Source organism: Nonomuraea sp. K271, assembly GCF_009908215.1.
Classification (GTDB): domain Bacteria; phylum Actinomycetota; class Actinomycetes; order Streptosporangiales; family Streptosporangiaceae; genus Nonomuraea; species Nonomuraea longispora.
In genome coordinates this window covers 31,803-51,676 of record NZ_JAAAHR010000033.1, presented here as the reverse complement: position 1 = coordinate 51,676, position 19,874 = coordinate 31,803, and the positions used below count along the sequence as shown (strand labels likewise).

Annotated in this window: 21 protein-coding genes; 13 read left to right on the top strand and 8 right to left on the bottom strand. The window is 70.6% G+C overall.

Going from position 1 to position 19,874, the window contains the following annotated elements; all coding sequences use genetic code 11:
* Positions 1-11: 11 nt before the first annotated feature.
* Positions 12-1,154: a glycosyltransferase gene (locus GUY59_RS14600; protein ID WP_171055351.1), complete on the top strand. Its 1,143-nt coding sequence runs from the start codon at positions 12-14 to the stop codon at positions 1,152-1,154.
* Here the strand turns inward: GUY59_RS14600 and GUY59_RS14595 are convergent.
* The 3 genes from GUY59_RS14595 to GUY59_RS14585 form a co-directional block, all read right to left on the bottom strand.
* The gene (locus tag GUY59_RS14595; protein WP_252374890.1) at positions 1,130-2,602 is read right to left on the bottom strand and encodes a DUF2079 domain-containing protein; all 1,473 of its coding nucleotides are present in this window, start codon (positions 2,600-2,602) and stop codon (positions 1,130-1,132) included. The two genes, GUY59_RS14600 and GUY59_RS14595, sit on opposite strands and share 25 nt — an antisense overlap.
* A gap of 90 nt (positions 2,603-2,692) precedes the next feature.
* Entirely contained in the window at positions 2,693-3,067 is a 375-nt protein-coding gene (locus GUY59_RS14590) for a hypothetical protein (RefSeq protein ID WP_138200372.1), read from the bottom strand.
* A gap of 87 nt (positions 3,068-3,154) precedes the next feature.
* Positions 3,155-3,718: a TetR/AcrR family transcriptional regulator gene (locus GUY59_RS14585; protein ID WP_138200371.1), complete on the bottom strand. Its 564-nt coding sequence runs from the start codon at positions 3,716-3,718 to the stop codon at positions 3,155-3,157.
* A 50-nt stretch (positions 3,719-3,768) separates the two neighbouring features.
* Between GUY59_RS14585 and GUY59_RS14580 the strand changes: the two genes are divergently transcribed.
* Together GUY59_RS14580 and GUY59_RS14575 are read left to right on the top strand one after the other, a co-directional pair.
* A complete protein-coding gene (locus tag GUY59_RS14580) occupies positions 3,769-4,899 on the top strand; it encodes an FAD-dependent oxidoreductase (RefSeq protein WP_161714543.1) in 1,131 nt (376 codons plus the stop codon).
* 63 nt (positions 4,900-4,962) lie between these two features.
* On the top strand, positions 4,963-6,075 hold the full coding sequence (locus GUY59_RS14575; protein ID WP_132330561.1) for an aromatic ring-hydroxylating oxygenase subunit alpha: 1,113 nt from the start codon (positions 4,963-4,965) through the stop codon (positions 6,073-6,075).
* On the opposite strand, the gene GUY59_RS14570 is transcribed toward GUY59_RS14575, so the two are convergent.
* A complete protein-coding gene (locus tag GUY59_RS14570; RefSeq protein ID WP_236667149.1) occupies positions 6,045-6,599 on the bottom strand; it encodes a DUF1707 SHOCT-like domain-containing protein in 555 nt (184 codons plus the stop codon). The two genes, GUY59_RS14575 and GUY59_RS14570, sit on opposite strands and share 31 nt — an antisense overlap.
* 180 nt (positions 6,600-6,779) lie before the next feature.
* Here GUY59_RS14570 and GUY59_RS14565 point away from each other — a divergent pair, with 180 nt between their 5' ends.
* Positions 6,780-7,709, top strand: coding sequence for a sensor histidine kinase (locus GUY59_RS14565; RefSeq protein WP_138200369.1), 930 nt, complete (start codon positions 6,780-6,782; stop codon positions 7,707-7,709).
* A gap of 9 nt (positions 7,710-7,718) precedes the next feature.
* Here GUY59_RS14565 and GUY59_RS14560 read toward each other — a convergent pair whose 3' ends face one another.
* Positions 7,719-8,693 (bottom strand): aldo/keto reductase, encoded by a 975-nt coding sequence (locus GUY59_RS14560; RefSeq protein ID WP_138200368.1) that lies wholly within the window; start codon positions 8,691-8,693, stop codon positions 7,719-7,721.
* A gap of 235 nt (positions 8,694-8,928) precedes the next feature.
* On the opposite strand from GUY59_RS14560, the gene GUY59_RS14555 reads away from it, so the two are divergent.
* The 6 genes from GUY59_RS14555 to GUY59_RS14530 all read left to right on the top strand — a co-directional run bounded on the left by GUY59_RS14555 (position 8,929) and on the right by GUY59_RS14530 (position 13,882).
* A complete protein-coding gene (locus tag GUY59_RS14555; protein ID WP_138200367.1) occupies positions 8,929-9,558 on the top strand; it encodes a DUF998 domain-containing protein in 630 nt (209 codons plus the stop codon).
* A 70-nt stretch (positions 9,559-9,628) separates the two neighbouring features.
* On the top strand, positions 9,629-10,099 hold the full coding sequence (locus GUY59_RS14550) for a universal stress protein (RefSeq protein WP_132330569.1): 471 nt from the start codon (positions 9,629-9,631) through the stop codon (positions 10,097-10,099).
* A gap of 109 nt (positions 10,100-10,208) precedes the next feature.
* Complete coding sequence (locus GUY59_RS14545) at positions 10,209-11,777, top strand: class I tRNA ligase family protein (protein ID WP_236667148.1); 1,569 nt, start codon at positions 10,209-10,211, stop codon at positions 11,775-11,777.
* A gap of 38 nt (positions 11,778-11,815) precedes the next feature.
* Positions 11,816-12,793: a phosphotriesterase family protein gene (locus GUY59_RS14540; protein ID WP_138200366.1), complete on the top strand. Its 978-nt coding sequence runs from the start codon at positions 11,816-11,818 to the stop codon at positions 12,791-12,793.
* A 41-nt stretch (positions 12,794-12,834) separates the two neighbouring features.
* Positions 12,835-13,221 carry an STAS domain-containing protein gene (locus tag GUY59_RS14535; RefSeq protein WP_138200365.1) on the top strand — a complete coding sequence of 129 codons (387 nt, stop codon included), beginning with the start codon at positions 12,835-12,837 and terminating at the stop codon, positions 13,219-13,221.
* A 217-nt stretch (positions 13,222-13,438) separates the two neighbouring features.
* Positions 13,439-13,882, top strand: coding sequence for a hypothetical protein (locus GUY59_RS14530; protein ID WP_138200364.1), 444 nt, complete (start codon positions 13,439-13,441; stop codon positions 13,880-13,882).
* Positions 13,883-13,925: 43 nt separating this feature from the next.
* Here GUY59_RS14530 and GUY59_RS49985 read toward each other — a convergent pair whose 3' ends face one another.
* The 3 genes from GUY59_RS49985 to GUY59_RS14520 form a co-directional block, all read right to left on the bottom strand.
* On the bottom strand, positions 13,926-14,048 hold the full coding sequence (locus GUY59_RS49985; protein ID WP_269128796.1) for a hypothetical protein: 123 nt from the start codon (positions 14,046-14,048) through the stop codon (positions 13,926-13,928).
* A 55-nt stretch (positions 14,049-14,103) separates the two neighbouring features.
* Entirely contained in the window at positions 14,104-15,753 is a 1,650-nt protein-coding gene (gene ilvD / locus GUY59_RS14525) for a dihydroxy-acid dehydratase (RefSeq protein WP_138200363.1), read from the bottom strand.
* Positions 15,754-15,828: 75 nt separating this feature from the next.
* Entirely contained in the window at positions 15,829-17,049 is a 1,221-nt protein-coding gene (locus tag GUY59_RS14520; RefSeq protein WP_138200362.1) for a saccharopine dehydrogenase family protein, read from the bottom strand.
* A gap of 97 nt (positions 17,050-17,146) precedes the next feature.
* Here GUY59_RS14520 and GUY59_RS14515 point away from each other — a divergent pair, with 97 nt between their 5' ends.
* The 3 genes from GUY59_RS14515 to GUY59_RS14505 are packed head-to-tail and all read left to right on the top strand — an operon-like array spanning position 17,147 to position 19,693.
* Complete coding sequence (locus GUY59_RS14515; RefSeq protein WP_132330585.1) at positions 17,147-17,845, top strand: TetR/AcrR family transcriptional regulator; 699 nt, start codon at positions 17,147-17,149, stop codon at positions 17,843-17,845.
* Positions 17,846-17,854: 9 nt separating this feature from the next.
* Positions 17,855-18,601, top strand: coding sequence for a DNA-formamidopyrimidine glycosylase family protein (locus tag GUY59_RS14510; protein ID WP_138200361.1), 747 nt, complete (start codon positions 17,855-17,857; stop codon positions 18,599-18,601).
* Positions 18,602-18,619: 18 nt separating this feature from the next.
* Complete coding sequence (locus GUY59_RS14505; RefSeq protein WP_138200360.1) at positions 18,620-19,693, top strand: spore photoproduct lyase family protein; 1,074 nt, start codon at positions 18,620-18,622, stop codon at positions 19,691-19,693.
* Positions 19,694-19,874 lie beyond the last annotated feature (181 nt).

Genomic DNA, 19,874 nt, shown 5'->3' with positions numbered 1-19,874 from the left:
GTCTGGGAGGGGTGCGGATCTTTCACGTGAGCGACTGTTACCTGCCCCGGCTCGGGGGGATCGAGGTCCAGGTCGCCGATCTCGTACGAGAGCAGCGGGAGGCCGGCCACGACGTCCGCGTGGCCACGGCGACCAGGGGGGAGCCGTTGCCGGGCGTGCGCAGGATCGTCGCCAGGATGCCGTTCGACCTTCCCGTGCACCCGTTCGGAGTGGGGCATCTCACGCGCCGGCTCACCTCCGACCGGCCCGACGTGGTCCACGTGCACGCGGGCGCGGTCTCGCCGTTCGCCTGGATGGGCGTGCGGGCCGCGGTGCGCGCCGGGGTGCCGTGCGTGGTGACCGTGCACAGCATGTGGGATCCGCTCACCAAGGGGCTCTACCGCCTGCTGCGGCTCGTGTTCGGGTGGGACCGATGGAGGCTGGTCGCGACCACGGTGAGCAACGCCGCCGCGGTCCCCATCCGCGACGTGGCGGGGCCCGGGATCCCCGTGCGCGTGGTGCCCAACGGGCTCGACCTGTCGGGCTGGGCGCCGCCGCCAGGGCCGCCCGTCCCGCGTGACGAGGTGCACGTGGTCGCGGTCGGCCGGCTCGCTCCGCGCAAGCATCCCGTACGCCTGCTGAAGCTGCTGCAGGCGGCCCGCGCGCGCGTCCCCTCCCGGATCCCCATGCGGGCCACGATCGTCGGCGACGGGCCCGCACGGGGCCGGATGGAACGTTTCCTCGCCAGGCACGGCATGGCCGACTGGGTCTCGCTGCCGGGGCGGCACACCCGGGAGCAGATCGCCAAGGTCCTGGAGTCGGCTGACGTGTTCGTGGCGCCGGCGCCACGCGAGTCGTTCGGCATCGCGGCGCTCGAGGCGCGGGCGGCGGGGCTGCCCGTGGTGGCCAGGACGCAGAGCGGGGTCGCCGACTTCGTCAAGGACGGCACGGAGGGGCTGCTCGGGCGCACGCCGGGTGACCTGGCGCGAGCGGTGGCGCGGTTGTGCGCCGACCCCGGCCTGCGCGGGTCCATCGCGGCGCACAACCGCGCCACGCCGCCTGCCGCGGGCTCGTGGCCGGCCGTGATCGAGGGCTTCGACCGGGCGTACGCGCAGGCGATGTCCATGCGCGGCCCCCGTGACCCGCGCGGTCAGTCGCGGCGCAACACCACGTAGCCGTCGCGCTCGAACACCTTCTCGTACCCCTGGGCCTCCCGCTCGGCGATCGCGGCGAGCTGCTGCTCGGGCGAGCCGAAGGGGTAGTCCCAGCGCGAGGTGTCGGCCACCACCCACGGAGCGCCGTGCGAGGTGGGCCCCCACAGCAGGACGGTGGTCCTGGACGTCAGCGCGGGACCGACGGAGTTGGCCGCCTCGACGGTGACCCCCGAGGGCACCCGGGCGACGGCCTCGGCCGCGGCGGCCGCCTTGGGCTCGGTGTAGAAGTCCGGATGGTAGAGCTGGTCGAGGGCGAATCGGGGCACGAGGGTGAGCGCGACCGCGCAGGCGGCCGCCGCCCACGCGAGCCGGAGCGAGCGGTCGCGGGGGCGCTTGATCAGCCGTGACAGGCGCGACAGGCCGTCCACGCCCGCGCAGAGCAGGATCACCACCGTGAACGCGCTGTAGTGGAAGTCCGCCTGCCACCACTGGGACCGGTCGGCCAGCATGCGGACGAGCACGTGCGGCAGCGCGACCAGCGACAGCGGTGAGAGCAGGCACAGTAACAATGTCGGCCACACCATCAGCAGCAGGGTGTCGACCTTGGTCTCCTCGCTGAAGAGGAGAAGCACCGCGGCCAGGGGGTCGCTCAGGACGCCGAGGAGCGCGCCGGGCAGGTCGTCCCCGAGATGCCCGTAGGCCCAGTAGTCCTTGGCGTCGCCGCCGAACACGGAGATCGTCAGGCCGCGTACGAGCAGCACGGTGCCGAGGCCGAGCAGCGCGCTGAGCACGCCGCGCCACCGGTCGCCGAGGGCGATCAGGCACGCCCCCGCGCCGATCACCATGAGCCCCATGTCCTCCTTGACGAGGAGGAGGGCGGCCATCGCCAGGAACGCGGGCGGCATGCGTCCCGCGTGGTAACGCTCGATCATGATCGCCGTGAGCACGGGGACGAACATGACCTCGTGCACGTCGAAGGCGACCGCCTGCGCGACGGGCCACGACAGCGCGTACGCGGCGCAGACCAGGTAGGCGGGCCAGGTGCCGAGCACGCGGCGGGTGAACAGCCAGACGAACGGGATCGCGGCGGCGAACAACACCGCCTGAGCGACGATCAGCGTCTCGGGGCCGTCGTGGATCCAGTAGAACGGCGCCAGCACCGCGTAGATGGGTGAGAAGTGGTCGGCGAGCTGGACGTAGTCCATGCCCCGGTCGCCGAACATGCCGCGCACCGGGATGTACGGGGGCCGCAGGCCCGCGTAGTTGCGCACCGCCTGGTCCACGATCACCAGGTCGAACGTGGTGGCCCGGAAGGTGGCCAGCTTGACCAGCCCGAGTACGGCGTAGGCCACCGCGGCGGCGAGCGCGACGGCGCCCACCAGCACGCGGTGGCCCGGCAGCCTGCTCTTCCATGACGGCGCCCGCGCGCTGCCGGCCCCCACCGGCGTCGCAAGCAGTTGTCCCGTCACGGAAGGCAAGACTAGAACGAATCCGCCCGAACGGGGCACGGCCGCCGAGCCCTCCCGCCCCCACGGGCGGAGCGGCGACCGTGCGCCCGGCTAGGAGCAGGCGGCCGTGATCTTGCTGGTGAAGCCGTTCACCTTGCCGCTGAAGTCGGAGACCGAGCTCAGGTCGCCGCCCTTCATGGAGTCGAACCCGGCCGCCAGGTCGTTCAGCGCCGAGGCGACCTCGCCGTCGTACTTGCCCGCGAGCTCCTTCGTCTTGTCGGCAGCCGTCTGCGAGGCGGTGCCGATGGCGTCGGTGTCGCTGGCGTTCTTCGTGACGGCGGTGCTCCACTCGCTGGCGATCTTGCTGGCCTCGCTGGCCGCGGTGTTGCAGTCAACGGCGTTGCCCAGGGCACCACAGGCGGTGGTGAGGACGGCAAGAGTAAGCGTCGCGGCCGCGACGGCCAGACGACGGCGTGGGGGAGTCATTTCCGTGCCCTTCGTAGGTTTGCTAACGAAGGGAACATTATGGAGCACGACTTGACCGTCACTTGCACCCCACTAACACCACGCGCGTCAGACCGGTGTAAAGCCGTGCAGCAGGACCTGCACGATCTGCTCCGGCTCGGGTAGGGGAAGATCCAGGAGTCCCCGGTAAGCGACGAAACCGGCAAACATATCTGTAAGCATCCAAAGGTCGGCATTCGGCGGCAGTTCTCCGCGTTCGATCGCGCGCTCGTACACGATCCACGAGCGCTCCATCCGGGTGCGCATCCCGGTACGGATGATCTGGGCGACCGCCGGGTCTCGGCCGGCCTCGCCGAAGACCTGCTTGGTCATGCGCGACACGTCGGGATGGTGGAAGAGGGCGAGGGTGTCGGAGACCACCACGCGCAGGTCGCCCTCGAACGAACCCGTGTCGGGGATGGCGACGTGCGTGTTCATGATGGCGGCGAGGGCTTCGAGCAGCATGTCGCGTTTGGTGGCGTAACGGCGGAACACACTGGCCCGGCCCACGCCCGCCGCCGTCGCGACGTCGTCCATGGTGAAGTCGAGGCCGCGCGCGAGCACGAGCCCGGCCGCGGCCTGCCTGATGCGGTGGTCGACCGTGGGATCGGGCTTGCGCCCGCGCGCAGACATAATGATACTCCAAGTATCTGATATCGATGGTCTCACAAACAGGGGTTGCTATGAGGGTAATCGTGGTCGGAGCGGGCGTCGCGGGGCTCGCCGTGGCGCGCGGCCTGCTCAACGCCGGTCACGAGGTCGAGGTCTACGAGGAGGCCCCCGAGCTGCGTACGGCCGGCGGCTCCGTCTCCCTGTGGCCGGCCGCCACGGCCATACTGCGGGAGCTCAAGGTCGACTACTCCACGACCGGGCGGCGTCTGGAGACCATGGAGACCTGGGCCGTCGACGGGCGCAGGCTGGTCACGATCGACCTCACCGCGGCCGAACGCCGTTACGGCCACCCGAGCGTGCACGTGGCCCGCCGCGACCTGGTCGAGCTGCTCGCCGACGGCGTGCCGGTGACCTACGGGGTCCCCGCCGAGCACGTGGTGCCCGAGTGCGCGGAGGTGCGCCTGTCCGACGGGCGCACGGTCCGCGGCGACGTGCTCGTGGGGGCCGACGGGCGGCGCTCGGTGGTGCGCGAGGCCCTGTGGGGAGACGACCGCGCGACGCTGGGCGACTGGGTGACCTGGCAGGGGTTCACCACCAGGCCCACCACGCTCACCGAGCAGCGCAGGGCCGTGATGATCGCCGGGGCGCGGGGGTTGTGCGGGCTGATCCCGGCGGGTGAGGGCCGGCTGTTGTGGTGGTTCGACGTCAGGTCCGCGCCGGGCAGGCCGTTCTGGGACGGCGACCCCCGCGTGGCCGAGCGGCTGCGCGAGCGGTTCCGCGGATGGGCGGACCCGGTGCCGGACGTCCTGGAGACGATCACGGACATCGACTTCTTCCCGCACCACCGGCAGCCGTTCTCCGCGGTCTGGGGCAGGGGGCCGACCACCCTGGCCGGCGACGCGGCCCATACCATGCCGCCCACCATGGCCCAGGGGGCCAACCAGGCGCTGGAGGACGCCTGGTCGCTGGCCGGCGCGATCGGCGGCCTGCGCTCCGCGTCGGGCCGCGCGGAACCGGGCGGCGCGTTGCGCGCGTACGAGCGGGCGAGGGCGAAGGTCGTGCGCCTGCCCGCCCGGCTGGCCGCCACGGAGATCACCGACATGCACCGCCCGTTCGCCGGGTTTTTCCCCGACCGGCTCGCGACCTGGCTGTATGTCAAGTGGTTGCGGAGAGTCAGCACTTACCTCTTGACAGCGTCCTGAGCGCGACCTGACGATGTTGCATATAGGGCAACTCGGTGCGTAATACGCAACAAGAGGTGACGGTTGACGACGACGTCAAGCCTGATCGCGACCCTTCAGGGGAACTCCTACACGGACCCCGAGGTGTTCGCGCGAGAGCAGGCAAGCATCTTCGAAAGCCTCTGGTTCTGCGCCGTCAGGACAGAGGATCTGCCGAAGCCGGGAGCGTTCAAGACGGTCCAGGTCGGCAGGGAGAACGTGATCGTGGTCCGCGGCCGGGACGACCTGCTGCGCGCCTTCCTCAACGTCTGCAGGCACCGTGGCGCCCGGCTGTGCGTGGAGGAGCAGGGCGAGGTGCGCAGGACGATCAGGTGCGCCTACCACGCCTGGTCCTACGACCTCGACGGCCGGCTCGCCGCCGCGCCCAACCTGGTCAAGATGCCCGACATCGACCGCGTGGCGTACGGGCTGGTGCCCGTGCACCTGCGCGAATGGCTGGGGTACGCATGGGTGTGCCTGGCCGCCGAGCCGCCGTCGTTCGAGGAGACGGTGCAGAACGCGGCCACGGAACGCCTCGGTGACCCGGCCGCCCTCGACCGCTACCACGTCGAGGACCTCGCACTCGGCCGCAGGATCCGCTACGACGTCAAGGCCAACTGGAAGCTCATCGTCGAGAACTTCATGGAGTGCTACCACTGCGCCACCATCCACCCCGAGCTGACGGCCGTGCTGCCGGAGTTCGCCGGAGGCTACGCGGCGCAGTACTACGTCGGCCATGGCGCCGAGTTCGCCTCCCGGGTCGAGGGCTTCACCGTGGACGGCGGCCCGGGCTTCGGCCGGCTGCCCGAGCTGTCGCACGAGCAGGACCGGCGCTACTACGCGGTCACCGTCAGGCCGCAGGTGTTCGTCAACCTGGTGCCCGACCACGTGATCATGCACCGGATGTACCCGATGGCCGCCGACAGGACCGTCGTCGAGTGCGACTGGCTCTACCACCCCGACGTGATCGCCTCGGGGGCGGACCTGTCGACGTCCGTCGAGCTGTTTCACCGGGTCAACGAGCAGGACTTCGACGCCTGCGAGCGGACACAGCCCGGCATGTCGTCACGGGCGTACGTGGAGGGCGGCGTGCTCGTGCCCAGTGAGCACCACATCGCCCTCTTCCATCAGTGGGTGAACCAGCGCTTGCGGGGATAGCGCACGGTGAGACCGCCGTACTTCGCCCGGCCGCTGATCACCACCTGGAGGGCTCCGGGGCGCGGTCGGCTCGGGACGGCGCTCGTCGAGGTGTTGCCCCAGTCGCTCTGGAACCCGTCCACGTTCACCACCGCGCCCTCGGGCAGGATGATCTTGGCGTAGCCGTACGTGAGGTCGAGCTCGATGTCGACGACCGGGTGCGGGATGACGGCCTGGGAGAGGTCGAGCTCCGCGCTGCCGTACTTGGAGGACACGCGCAGCCGCCGGGGGACCGCCCAGTCGCCTGAGCGCTTGAGTTGCCCGTGCTTCGACTGCAGCTCGACCACGTCGTTGGCACGGGGCTGCTCGACCGGCAGATCGTCGATCAGGTTGAGCAGATCGCCGTAGGTCTTCGCACTCAGGGCGACTTCGAGCCGGTCTTCGAGCTCCATCTGGGTGAGACGACCCTCGGAGAACGCACGCTGAAGCTGCTGGGTGGTGCGTTCCCGATCTTCGTCGGAGACCCGCATCTGCATTTCCGACATGTCTTGAGCATAGGTTCACAAAGCTCAGAACGGGAGACGTCGGCCGGAAGGGGTGCGTAGATCGAGGGGAGGGGACGGGCGGACACGCTGAGGGCGGCGGCTGACCTGTATTCTCTTCACAACTATGAGGTACCCAGTGGATCGCCGGGAAGTCGCGGTCCTTGGGTAGCGTGAGGGCTGATGCTGGCAGAACCGTTCGCGCATCCGGCTCTCCTCTATCGAGGCGAGCCGGAATATGTTGCTGCCACGACCGCCTTCGTCCGTGAGGGCCTGGCGGCCGGCGAGCCCGTCGCCGTCGCCGTCCCCGCCCGCAACCTCGCCCTCATCGAGGCGGCGCTGGGTCCGGACGCCAGAGCTGTCCGCCTGCTCGACATGGGCGTGGCGGGGCGCAACCCCGGACGCATCATCCCCGCCGTGCTGCGCGACTTCGCCGACCGGCATCCCGACGGCCACGTGCGCATCATCGGCGAGCCCATCTGGCCCGGCCGCACCCCGTCGGAATATCCCGCGTGCGCCCAGCACGAGGCGCTGATCAACCTGTCGTTCGCGGGCCGGCACGTCACGATCCTGTGCCCCTACGACGTCGAGGGCCTCGACCCGGCGGTGATCGAGGAGGCGGCCCGCACCCATCCCGTGCTGCGCGACGCCTCCGGCGAACGACGCAGCCCCCTCTTCGCGCCCGAGCTGGTGATCGACGCGCACAACCGGCCGTTCGACGAGCCCGCGCAGTGCGCCACGCTGCGCTTCGACAACGGCAACCTGTCGGAGGCGCGGTCGATGGCCGCGCGCGAGGCCGTCGCGCTGGGTTTCCACGGCGACCGGCTCGACGACGTACGGCTGGCGGTGGCCGAGTTGGGCGCCAACAGCCTCGACCACGGCGGCGGCTCCGGCACGATCAAGGTGTGGACCGTCGATGGGCGGCTCGTGTGCGAGGTCAGCGACGCCGGCCACATCACCGACCCGCTGGCCGGGCGCAGCCCGGTCGACCCGCGTCAGGCCGGCTCGCGCGGGCTGCTCATCATCAACCTGCTCAGCGACCTCGTACGCGTGCACTCGACGCCGGAGGGCACCACCGTCCGGATCTATTTCGACGTCCCGGGCCGGCGCTGAGCGGCGCCGTCAGAGCTCGACCTCCGACATGCTGGGATAGCGGGTGCCGCGCACCGCGTCGGCGGGCACGGCCGCGTCCAGCGCGCCGAGTTGCTCGGGCGTCAGCGTGATGTCCGCGGCGGCGGCGTTCTCCTCCAGATAGCGCAGCCGCTTCGTCCCCGGGATCGGCACGACGTCCTCGCCCTGGGCGAGCACCCAGGCCAGCGCGAGCTGTGCCGCGGTGACGCCGGCCGCGTCGGCGATCCGCTTCACCTCGGCCGCCAGCGCCTGGTTGTGCCGGGCGTTCTCGCCCACGTTGCGCGGCATGTGCTTGCGGAAGTCGTCGTCGGGCAGCTCGTCGGCCGGCGGCAGCGTGCCGGCCAGAAAACCGCGGCTGATCGGGGAGTAGGCCACCAGCGCGACGCCGAGCGCGCGGGCCGCCGGCAGGATCTCCTGCTCGATGCCCCTGGTGAACAGCGAGTACTCGCTCTGCAGCGCGGCGATCGGATGCACGGCGCACGCCTCGCGCAGCGTACGCGCGCTCACCTCGGACAGACCGAGATGGCCCACCTTGCCCTGCTCGACCAGTGCGGCCATGGCGCCCACCGACTCCTCAACGGGCACGGCGGGATTGCGGCGGTGCATGTAGTAGAGGTCGATGCGGTCGACGCCGAGCCGCTTGAGCGAGGCGTCGCAGGCGGCCTTGATGTAGGCGGGGCTGTTCTCGATCGAGCGACTGTCGCCTTCGCGGTTGACGCCGAACTTGGTGGCCAGCACCACCTCGCCGCGGCGTCCCTTGATGGCGCGGCCGACCAGCTCTTCGTTGGCCCCCTTGCCGTACATATCGGCTGTGTCCAGAAAATTCATGCCGAGGTCGAGCGCGCGGTTGATGACGGCGATCGACTCGCTCTCGTCGGCCTGGCCGTAGAATTCGGACATCCCCATGCAACCGAGCCCCAGCGCCGAGACCTCGGGACCGCCGTTGCCGAGCGTTCGTCTCTTCATCCCTGCCTCCTTGGTCCTTCTCTTTCAGGGTCACCCCTCGAGCGCGCTCCAAGTCAAGCCGGCGTCCGGCCGGCGCCACCCACCCTGAGGGGGAACGCCCTACTCAGGGTCACGTCCCGGCAGGTCATCAGGGTCGGCCCGGGTCCAGTGAGACCAAGGTATTAAGGGAAGCTTCAGGGCCGGTTCGGGCCCATCTCCGATAGTCGCAAAGCTCGCATTACACGAGCTTGGAGGCATGAGGGGATTGCTTGCCACGGGATTCACCGCCATCGGCACCGGAAGCGCCGCCATGCTCACCCTGCACGCGGGCTCCGACCTGGACCCGCTGCACAGCGTGATCAGCGAGTACGCGTTCCAGTCGGCGGGATGGCTGCTGCCCGCCTCGCTGACGTTGCTCGCGGCCGGCTCCGCGCTGATCGCAGAGGCACTGCGCCGGTCGGGGACGGACCGCTGGGTCGTCGTGCTGCTGCTGGTGTGGGGGGCGAGCATGTTCCTGGTCGGAGCCTTCCCCACCGACCGGCCCGGGGTGCCGCTGTCGTTGTCGGGCGGCATCCACCGCTATGCCGCCTTCCTCGCCTTCCTGGTGATGCCCGTGGCGGGCATGCTGCTGGCCCGGGCGAACGTGCGCTTCGCCAGGGCGGTACGGGTGCTCAGCGGGGTGGCGCTGGGCGCGCTGCTGCTGGTCGTGGTCCCGTACGTGGTCCGCATGTTCGGCATTCCGCTGGCCGACCAGGACATCCCGGCCGGCCTCACCCAGCGGGCCGTGGTGATCACGGAACTCGGTGTGCTGGCGCTGGCCGGCCTGTCGATGCTCAAGCCGTCGGCCAGGACCTCCGACCGCGGTGTCACGCCGATCATGGCCTAGCGCGAGGAGTGAAAGCCGCCCCTCGGGATAGAAGGGGGTTCCGATTGATTTCGCCTGAGGAGTGGCTGGTATGACGATTCTGATCGCGTACGACGGTTCCGACGACGCCAATGCCGCGATCGCGTTCGCGGCCGAGATGTTCCGCGGCGCCGACGCGGTCGTGCTGACCGTGTGGGAGCGGCTGGCCATGACCTCGGCCAGGGCCTCCGCGGGACTGCTGATGGCCATGGACCAGTCGGGCCTCGAAGACGAGGCGATCGCCAAGGCGATGCGCGAACTGGCCGGGCGCGGCGCGGACATGGCCAGGGAGGGCGGGCTGAACGCCGTGCCCCGGTGCGACGTGGACTCCGTGGCCGTCTGGTCGACCATCGTCGACGTCGCCAACGAGATCGACGCCAAGCTCATCGTGACCGGCACCCGCGGGCTCGGCGGTGTGCGCTCGCTGCTGCTCGGCAGCACGTCGGACCGGGTGCTGCACCACGCGGGCAGGCCGGTGCTGGTGGTGCCCGCCCCGCCTGCCGGGCCCGAGGGGAAGGATTGACGGGCCCGCGCGGGGGTAAAATGGCGGCAACGCAACGTCGATGGCTCGGGCGTGCCGCTGAAAGCGCCTCCCACATGCACATCACCCAGAGGAGCACCCTCCCGCGCGCATGAGCGGGATCCGGGTGCGCACCAGGGAAGATCTCCGGTCCCAGCGGCGGCGCCGGCCGCCCCGCTGCCTCGGCCACCTCACCGTCGCTCCGCTCTGGCCGATGCACAACGCCAACCTCGGCACCCTCCTGCGCACGTGTGACGCGGTCGGCGCGTGCATGGCCGTGCCCCGCCTGCCGTGGGTGCCCGAGGCGCTGGCCAAGGGCAACACCCTGCGCACGAGGGCGTGCGTGCACTGGGTCCGCCCGCTGGACTGGCTGGCCCGCAGACAGGAGCGGGTGCTGAAGAACGTGCTGGCCGCCGAGGCGGAGGGCGTGCCGGTGCGGGAACTGGTGGACAGGAACGCCGCCGCGTTCGAGGGGTTGCGGGGACCGCTCGACCTGTCGTTCGACGCGTTCATCAGGACGAGCAGCCATCCCGGGCATCGCGCGGGCGTCGAGCGGATCTGGGAAGCCACCCGTCACGACCTCTACCAGCGCCACTACGAGGGCCTCTACTGCGTCGGCTGCGAGCAGTTCTACCCGGCCGGGCCCTGTCCCGACGGCCATGAGGCGCCGCTGCAGCCCGTCTCCGAGCAGAACTGGTTCTTCCGGCTCTCCCGCTACCAGGACGCCCTGCTCGACCTCATCCGCGGCGGGCGGCTCAGGATCGAGCCGGCGGTACGGCGCAACGAGGTGCTGGCGTTCGTCGAGGCAGGGCTGGACGACATCAGCGTCTCGCGGTCGGCCGCGCGCGCCAGGGGATGGGGCATCCCGGTGCCCGGCGATCCCGGCCAGGTCGTCTACGTGTGGTGGGACGCGCTGGCCAACTACGTCACCGCGCTCCAAGGCGGCGACTACGAGCGCTGGTGGGTGGCCGAGCCGCGCAAGGTGCACCTCATGGGCAAGGGCGTGATCCGCTTCCACGCCGTCTACTGGCCCGCGATGCTGCTGTCCGCGGGCAGGCCGCTGCCCACGGGGATCTTCGTGCACGACTACCTGACGGCGGACGGCCGCAAGATCAGCAAGTCGTCCGGCGGCGCCGCCGACCCGGTGGCGCTGGTGGACGCGTACGGGGTCGCCGCCGTGCGGTGGTGGCTGCTGCGCGAGGTGCCGCGCGTGGGCGACGCCGACTTCACCGAGGAACGCCTGGTCGCCCGCGCCGACGAGGATCTCGCCAACGGACTGGGGAACCTGGTCAACCGGGTCGTCACCATGGTGCACCGGTTCCTGGACGGCCGGGTCCCCGTGGAGGCCCGGGAGGAGGAGCCGTTCGAGGCGCACGAGGCGGTGCACGAGGCGCTGGAGGCGTTCGACTTCCGGAGGGCCGCGACCGCCGTGCAGGCGCTCGTCGAGCAGGCCAACCGGTACGTCGAGCGAACCCGGCCCTGGGCGCGGCCGCCGGCCGGTCAGGAGGTGGCCCTGGCCACGCTGGTGCACGCTTGCCGGACGCTGGCCGTACAGCTGGAGCCCTTCCTGCCCACGGCGGCGGCGCGCGTGGCCGCCGCCGTGCGCGCGAACGCGGAGGGGCGGCTGCCCAGGCCCGAGCCGCTGTTCCGGCGGCTGGCCGGGTCCCGGCAGCCGGTGTAGGTTGGCGCGCACCCGACCAACCGGTATGGAGGTGCCGCATGCCCACCGTCGACACCCTGCGCGGTCCCGTGGACGTTGAGGAGCTCGGTCAGACCCTCATGCACGAGCACATCTTCGTCGTGTCCCCGGAGCACCTGGACAACTACGGCACGGGCGGGTGGTGGGACGAGGAGTTCCGCGTGGCGGACGCGGTGGGCAAGCTCAACGCGGTGGCGGCGAAGGGCGTACGGACGCTCGTCGATCCGACGGTGTGGGGGCTGGGGCGCTACATCCCCCGCATCCAGCGGGTCGCCGAGCAGGTGCCCGGCCTGAACATCATCGTCGCCACCGGCCTGTACGTCTTCGAGGAACTGCCGCACCAGTACGAGCACCGGGGCCCCGGCCTGTTCCTCGACATGCCGGACCCCATGATCGACGACTTCGTCCGCGACCTCACCGAGGGCATCGCCGGCACCGGGGTCAAGGCGGCGTTCCTGAAGTGCGTCGTCGAGGCCAAGGGCCTGACGCCGGGCGTGGAGCGCATCTGCCGGGCCGTCGCGCGGGCGCACGCCCTCACCGGCGCGCCGATCACCGTGCACACCAACGCGTTCACCCAGAGCGGCCTCATCGCGCTCGACCTGTTCGCCCAGGAGGGAGCGGACCTGGAGAAGGTGATCGTCGCGCACGCGGGCGACAGCAACGACCTCGACTACCTCATGCGCATGGCCGACACCGGCGCGACGCTCGGAATGGACCGGTTCGGGCTGGACGTGTACAACCCGACCGCGCAGCGGGTGGCCACGATCGCGGCGCTGTGTCAGCGCGGATACGCTGACCGTATGGTCCTCAGTCACGACACCGCCTGTTTCATGGACTACTTCGGCGGTGCGTGGGACGACGCCCGCGGCACGCTCGCGCCCAACTGGCGCTACGATCACATTCACGACGACGTGTTGGCCGCACTGCTCGACTCGGGTGTGACCGATGGCCAGATTGAGCAGATGCTGGTGTTCAACCCGAAGCGCTACTTCTCGTAGAGTGGTCGGATCGGGCAAGCAACGCAGGTAGGTGGAGCTGGGTGACTTCGGAGCAGGCCTTGTCGATAAGCCTCGGACTCCAGGGACCCTGTGTCATCGCGCGGTTGACGGGGGATTTCGACTTCGGCTCCGCCGCGGAGGTTCGCGACCGCGTCACCAAGGCTCTCGACTTGACCCAGCCCCCGCTGCTCGTCATCGACATGCAGGCGGTCAGCGTCTGCGATTCCTCCGGCCTGTCCGTGCTGGTCTACCTCCACAAAGCGGTCACCGCCTCGGGGGGCCGGCTGCTGTTGTCGGGGCTCAACGGCCGCTGCAAGCACCTCTTCGCGATCACCGCGCTCGACAAGTTCTTCGACATCCGCAGCACGGCCGAGCTGGCCATAGCCGAGCTCAACGAGGCCGGCGACCAGCCGCCGTTCACCGGCTGAGCGTCGCGGGTCCTCGCCCGGGGTGCGCCTGCCGTGCTGTCCCCGCTCAGCGGCATGGGCGCCTTAGGCGTTTTCGTATAAGGCGGGCATAAAAGAATAACCGTTCTATATCAGATTGCCTCGGTGAAATGTTGGCGCTTCCGGATTCTTGATGTAATCAACGGAATACCAGCCGCTGCCACAGGGGGAAGCAGCTGTTCAGGCACAGGGGGCATGCATGATCAAGAGTCTGGCTGGAACGGTCTTAGTCGCCGCTGCCGCGACGTCGCTCATGGCGGCGCCCGCCAACGCGTCGACCGCGGCGAGCACGTCCGTGGCCGCCACGGCGTCCAAGGCGGCCATCACCGCCCGGCCTCAGCTGATCCGCACCAACGCGTCCTTCGGCAGGTGCAGGAACACCTGCCGGGTCAAGGTCCGGATCAGGAACATCTCACGCAAGAACCTGTTCGACGTGAAGCTCAACGTCAGGCTCACGGTGAACGGCAGGAAGGCAGGGACCTGCTACGACCACGTCGGCAGCATCCGGGCCCGTAAGGTCCGCCACGCCAGCTGCACCGTGCGGACGAGCACGCTGAACCGGCTCTACAACCGTTACCTCGACGGTTACACCGGTTTCCGGTACCGCGCCAACACGTCCGTGGCGTACAGGTATTACCGCTAGATGACGGTTCGAGGGCCGGCCGTGTCCTGGCCGGCCCTCGGGCCTACGCGGTGACGAGGAGCGCCAGCCCGATCAGCACCACGACCGGGACCAGCCACATCACGGCCTCGACAGCGAACTCCTTGTACATCGCGCGAATCTCCTTCTCGGGGCGGCCACACGTCAAGGGGCAGCATAGCCGTCCGCCGACCATGCCGAGCTCCCGGAGGCCGCCGCCGGGTTCAGGCGGTGACCGCGCCGTCGGAGGCGGAGCGCACGGCGGCCACGTACTTGGTCAGCACGCCGCGTTCGACCTCGCGCTCCGGGCGCCGCCAGGCGGCTCGGCGGCGTTCCAGCTCGGCCTCGGGCACCAGCAGGTCAAGGGTGGCGGCGGCGCTGTCGATGACGATCGGGTCGCCGTCGCGTACGAGCGCGATCGGGCCGCCGTGGTAGGCCTCCGGGGCCACGTGGCCGATCACCCGCCCGTGCGAGACGCCGCTGAAGCGCCCATCGGTGACGAGGGCCACCGAGGCGCCGAGGCCCCGGCCGACCAGCGGGCCGGTGATCGAGAGCATCTCGCGCATGCCCGGCCCGCCCGCCGGGCCCTCGTAACGGACCACGATGACGTCGCCGGGCACGATCAGGTCCGCCTCGATCGCGGCGATGCACGCGTCCTCCGAGTCGAACACCCTGGCCGGGCCCTCGTGACGGAAGTCGTCCTTGCCGCCCAGCTTGAGCACGCATCCGTCGGGTGCGAGCGAGCCGCGCAGGATGGCCAGCGCGCCGCGGGCCTTGAACGGCTGCCGCGCGTCGGCCACCACCTTCTGCCCCGGCCTCTCCTCGGCCTGCGCGGCGACGTCGGCGAGCGTACGGCCGTCGACCAGGGTGACGTTCTCCCTGAGCAGCCCGGCCTCCAGCAGGCGGCGGACCACGAGGGAGGTGCCGCCCGCCCGCCACAGGTCGGCTGCGGTGTAAGGGCCGCCGCTCGGCTTGAGCCCGGTGATGATCGGCACCTGGCGGCACACCTCGCCGATCGTGTCGATGGCGAGCGGCAGCCCCGCCTCGCGGGCGATGGCGAGCAGGTGCAGGACGGCGTTGGTGGAGCCGCCCATGGCCGCGACCGAGACGATCGCGTTGTGCAGGGCGTCCTCGGTCAGGATGCGCGACGGGCGCGCGTCACGGGCCAGCGCCTCCATGGCCATCTGGCCGACGCGCCGGGCCGCGGCGTCCTTCTCCGGGGCCACCGCGGGAATGTCGCCCGTGCCGAAGGGCGCCAGGCCGAGGAAGTCGGCGACGCTGCCCATGGTGTTCGCGGTGTACTGGGCGGCGCAGGTGCCGGCGCCGGGACAGGCGTGCCGGGCCAGGTCGTCGAGCTCGCTCTGGTCGAGGCGGCCGACGGCGCGTTCGCCGAGGGCTTCCCACATGTCCTGGATGGTGACGTCGCGTCCGCGCCAGCGGCCCGGCAGCATGCTGCCGCTGTAGAGGACGACCGCGGGCACGTCCAGCCGGGCCAGCGCCATGATGGCGGCCGGGACGGTCTTGTCACAGCCGACGATGGCCACCAGGGCGTCGAAGGAGTGCGCCCGGCCCATGAGCTCGATGGAGTCGGCGATCACTTCGCGGCTGATCAGCGAGGTGCGCATGCCGGGGGTGTGCATGGTCAGGTTGTCGGAGACGGCGATGGTGTTGAACTCCATCGGCAGCCCGCCCGCCGCGCGTACGCCGTCGGCCACGTGCGCGGCCAGCTCGCGGTGGTTCAGGTTGCACGGCATGGTGCCGGTCCAGGTGGAGGCGATGCCCACCACGGGGCGGCGCATGTCCTCGTCCGACAGGCCCATGGCATAGAGGTGGGAGCGGGCGGGGGCGCGGTCGGGATCGTCGGCGATGCTCAAGGGGTCAACCTCCGGTGTACGGGTCGTCGCACCTCAATGATCCTGTGTCCGTTCCCTGTGTTTCCTCCGGCCCCCTCACTGCTCGCGCAGGCCCCACGGTGAGCCGTACGCGGCCAGCAGGTCCAGGAACGGGCGCGCGTCGAACGCCTCCGGCCCCAGCACGCCCGTGCCCTTCCACACCCCACCGGCCAGCAGTTCGAGCGCGACGACGGGGTTGACGGCGGTCTGCCAGAGAACGGCCTGGGAGCCGTACTCGCGCATCGACCATGCGTTGTCCACCACGTGGTACAGGTACACCTCGCGTGGCCGTCCGTCCTTGACGCCCTTCACCCACGTGCCGGCGCAGGTTCTGCCGCGCATGTGCTCACCCAGCCCTGCCGGGTCGGGGAGGGCGGCGGCGACCACGTCGCGCGGGGCCACCAGGACGGTCCCCTGGCCGGACCTGACCTCGATCGGCTCGGTGCCGGCCAGGCCCATGGCGTGCAGGGCCTTGAGCTTGTCGATGAAGTCCTGGCCGAGGCCGTACTTGAAGGTGACCCGGCCGGCGTCCACCCAGCGAGGGACCAGCACGACCTCCTCGTGCTCGACGTTGACGCACTCGACCGGGCCGATGCCCTCGGGGAAGTCGAAGATCTCCGGCTCGCTGAACGGCTCCGTGGTGTACCAGCCGCGATCCTTGTCGTAGACGACGGGCGGGTTGAGGCATTCCTCGATGGTGGTCCAGATGGAGAACGACGGCGCGAACGCGTACCCCTCGACGGTCAGGTCGCCGCCGTCCCTGACACCGATCTCCTCGATCTCGTCGAAGAGCTCGTCGGCGGCGTAGCGGGCGAAGACGTCGGACAGGCCCGGCTCCACGCCCATGCCGACCAGCGCGAGCCTGCCGGACGCGGCCCACGCGTCCGCCCGGGCGAACTGCTCGTCGCCCAGTTTCACCCCCACCTCCTCGTACGGCCGGTCGGGGTGCGGCCGCGACAACGACATCGCCATGTCGAGATAGCCCGCCCCGGCCGCGAGCGCGGCCTCGAACAGCGGCGACACGAACCGGGGATCGGTGGCGTTCAGCAGCACGTCGCAGCCGTGCCCGGCGAGCAGCGCGGTGACGGCGGCGCCGTCGGCGGCGTCGACCCTGGCCGAGGTGAACCTCCCCGCCCGCTCACCCAGTGCGGCCACGGCCGCCTGGGCGCGGGAGAGGTCGTGGTCGGCGACGACCATGTGCTCGAAGAAGGGACGGCGCGCCGCGATCCTGGTGATGGCGGTGCCTACGCCGCCGGAGCCGACGAGGAGGATACGCATGACGATAGATCCCCTTTTATGCGAGTTTGAGGGGTGCGTCGTTTATCCAATGCCTTAGGGTCATTAACGTCAATGGCGTTGGCATAAGGGGCATACTGTGGCAAAACGGGTGGTCGATGAGGCGTCACGCAGGCGGCGGCGCCCCACCAAACACGGACAGGTCCTGACCCACCGGCTCATCGTCGAGACCGCGCTGCGGATGTTGCGCGAGCACGGCGCGGCCGGGCTCACCGCCCGCCGTCTCGGCCTCGCGCTCGGGGCCGACGCCAGCGCCGTCTACCGCTACTTCCGCGGCATGGACGACCTGGTCCTGGCCATCGCCGACGAGCTGTACGGGCACGCCATGGCCGGCTGGACGGCCACCGGCGACTGGCGGGCCGACCTGCGCGACCTCGGCCTGCGCATCCACCACGCCTATCTCGCCCACCCGCAGGCCGCCGTGCTGACCGCCAGCCGCGTCACCGGCCGGCCCAACGAGGTGGCGGGAGACGAGGCCATCCTCGGCGTCCTGCGCGGCGCCGGCTTCCCCGACGACGACGCCGTGCGCGTCTACCACGCCTTCATCGACCAGAGCCTGGCCTTCGCCATCCTCGACGCCGCCACCCTCGCCCTCCCCAAGGCCGCGCGGGAGGCCGACGAGGAGGTGTGGCGCGACACGTACGCCCGGCTGCCCGCCGCCACCCACCCCAACATCGCCGCCACCGCGCCGCTGCTCGTCGCCCACATGAACGACAGCGCGTACCCGACGGCGCTCGACATGTTGTTGTCCAGCGCTTCGGCCCAGCTCAGCGGGTAGATCGGAGATATGCCCGAAGGTCACCTCGTCCACCGCCACGCCGGCGAGCAACACGCGGCGCTTTCCGGCCGCGTCGTACGCGCCACCAGCCCTCAGGGCCGCTTCGACGCCCGCCCCTACGACGGGCGGGCCGTCACCGAGGTGGAGGCCGTGGGCAAGCACCTCCTGTACCACGTCGACGGAGCCCCCACCATCCACGTGCACCTCGGGATGCGCGGTCTCTTCCTGCGCCACGCCGACCCGGCAACCGCTCCCAGGCCCGGCACCCGGCTCCGGCTGGCCACCGAGGAGGTGGCGTACGACCTCATCGCCCCCATCCGGTGCGAGCCGCTCGGACCACAGGCCCTCGCCGAGCTGCGCGCCTCACTCGGCCCCGACCCGCTCCGCCGGGACGCCGAGCCCTCCGAGGCCGTCGAACGGCTCACCGCCTTCCGCGGCCCGGTCGGCGCGGCCGTGCTCGACCAGGGCGTGCTGGCGGGTATCGGCAACGCGTGGCGGGCGGAACTGCTGTTCCTGACCGGCCTGCACCCGGGTGCGCGCGGCATCGGCCCCGACGCCGCCGCCCGCCTGTGGGAGGCGGCGACCGCGTACATGCCGCTCGGGCGCGACGCCGGGCAGGTCGTCAGCGACCCGGACGCGCCCGACGAACGCTGGGTCTACAAGCGTGAACGGTGCCGGCGGTGCGGGGCCGACGTACGGACGTGGCAGCTCGCCTCCAGGACCGCCTATGCCTGCCCACTGGACCAGCCCCGGTAGCCTGGCAAGGGGAGTGACATGAGCATCACCACACGTGACAACCTGCTGGACATCCGGCGCATCTACCTCGAACCCGCGGCGGCCGAGTTGCCCCGCGGCCGGGAGATCCTCGCCCGTTATCCCGACGCCGAGCTCGTCGGGATCGCCGGCCACCACCGCATCCCCGAGCTCTACGGCGACGAGGCCAACGTCGCCCGCTGGGTGCGCATCAAGACCGAGGCACTGGTCCTCGGGGTGAAGAAGTCGCTGACGGCCCGCCCCAACGGCCGCTCCGCCGACTTCATCGCCCCATCCACGGCCAACGGCTGCGCGATGGCCTGCGCCTACTGCTACGTCCCGCGCCGCAAGGGCTACAGCAACCCGATCACCGTCTTCGCCAACATCGAGAAGATCATCGCCTACCTGCAGCGCCACGCCGCCCGGCAGGGCGTCAAGCCCGAGCCCAACCAGGTCGACCCGCACGACTGGGTCTACGACATCGGCGAGAACTCCGACTGCTCCGTCGACGCCACGATCTCCCGCAACGTCCGCGACCTCGTGGAGACGTTCCGCGACCTGCCCGGCGCCAAGGCCAGCTTCGCCACGAAATACGTCAACCGCGACCTGCTCGGATGGGACCCCCGGTCGAGCACCAGGATCCGCTTCAGCCTCATGCCCGCCGCCGACTCCAAACTCCTCGACATCCGCACCTCGCCCATCACCGAACGGATCGCGGCGATCAACGACTTCGTCGCCGCCGGTTACGAGGTGCACGTCAACCTCAGCCCGGTCGTCGTCCGCGACGGCTGGCTGGAGAGCTGGGCCGAACTGCTGGAACACCTCGACGACGCCCTCAACGCCGAAGCGCGACGGCAACTCGCCGCCGAGATCGTGTTCCTCACCCACAACGACCGCCTCCACGAGGTCAACCTGGGGTGGCATCCGCAGGCGGAGGAGGTGTTGTGGCGGCCGGACGTGCAGCAGGCCAAACGGTCACAGACGGGCGGCTGGAACGTCCGCTACCGCACGGGTCTCAAGGGCCGCTACGTGAGCGCCCTCACCGACCTGATCACCACCAAGCTGCCTTACTGCCGCATCCGGTACGCCTTCTGAGCCCGTTGGGAGCGCTCTGTCCGGCCGCGAGGCGAGGGCTCGCGGGAAGTGACGTAAATCAAACCGAAAGTCCTCGTACTTACGCTCGTCACTTGTCCTCCAACCGCAAGGTGGCTCGTGTACGGAGACGAGGTGATGCCTGGATGCAGTTCAAGATTCTCGGACCCTTGGAGGTCACCGG

What these genes read in the sequence shown, in the direction of transcription:
- GUY59_RS14565 (WP_138200369.1), top strand. Translation starts at nt 6,780, where the DNA reads ATGCTGGCAGAACCGTTCGCGCATCCGGCTCTCCTCTATCGAGGCGAG.
- GUY59_RS14530 (WP_138200364.1), top strand. Translation starts at nt 13,439, where the DNA reads ATGATCAAGAGTCTGGCTGGAACGGTCTTAGTCGCCGCTGCCGCGACG.
- GUY59_RS14560 (WP_138200368.1), bottom strand. Translation starts at nt 8,693, where the DNA reads ATGAAGAGACGAACGCTCGGCAACGGCGGTCCCGAGGTCTCGGCGCTG.
- GUY59_RS14580 (WP_161714543.1), top strand. Translation starts at nt 3,769, where the DNA reads ATGAGGGTAATCGTGGTCGGAGCGGGCGTCGCGGGGCTCGCCGTGGCG.
- GUY59_RS14590 (WP_138200372.1), bottom strand. Translation starts at nt 3,067, where the DNA reads ATGACTCCCCCACGCCGTCGTCTGGCCGTCGCGGCCGCGACGCTTACT.
- GUY59_RS14545 (WP_236667148.1), top strand. Translation starts at nt 10,209, where the DNA reads ATGAGCGGGATCCGGGTGCGCACCAGGGAAGATCTCCGGTCCCAGCGG.
- GUY59_RS14540 (WP_138200366.1), top strand. Translation starts at nt 11,816, where the DNA reads ATGCCCACCGTCGACACCCTGCGCGGTCCCGTGGACGTTGAGGAGCTC.
- GUY59_RS14550 (WP_132330569.1), top strand. Translation starts at nt 9,629, where the DNA reads ATGACGATTCTGATCGCGTACGACGGTTCCGACGACGCCAATGCCGCG.
- GUY59_RS14585 (WP_138200371.1), bottom strand. Translation starts at nt 3,718, where the DNA reads ATGTCTGCGCGCGGGCGCAAGCCCGATCCCACGGTCGACCACCGCATC.
- GUY59_RS14510 (WP_138200361.1), top strand. Translation starts at nt 17,855, where the DNA reads ATGCCCGAAGGTCACCTCGTCCACCGCCACGCCGGCGAGCAACACGCG.
- GUY59_RS14520 (WP_138200362.1), bottom strand. Translation starts at nt 17,049, where the DNA reads ATGCGTATCCTCCTCGTCGGCTCCGGCGGCGTAGGCACCGCCATCACC.
- GUY59_RS14570 (WP_236667149.1), bottom strand. Translation starts at nt 6,599, where the DNA reads ATGTCGGAAATGCAGATGCGGGTCTCCGACGAAGATCGGGAACGCACC.
- GUY59_RS14505 (WP_138200360.1), top strand. Translation starts at nt 18,620, where the DNA reads ATGAGCATCACCACACGTGACAACCTGCTGGACATCCGGCGCATCTAC.
- GUY59_RS14555 (WP_138200367.1), top strand. Translation starts at nt 8,929, where the DNA reads ATGAGGGGATTGCTTGCCACGGGATTCACCGCCATCGGCACCGGAAGC.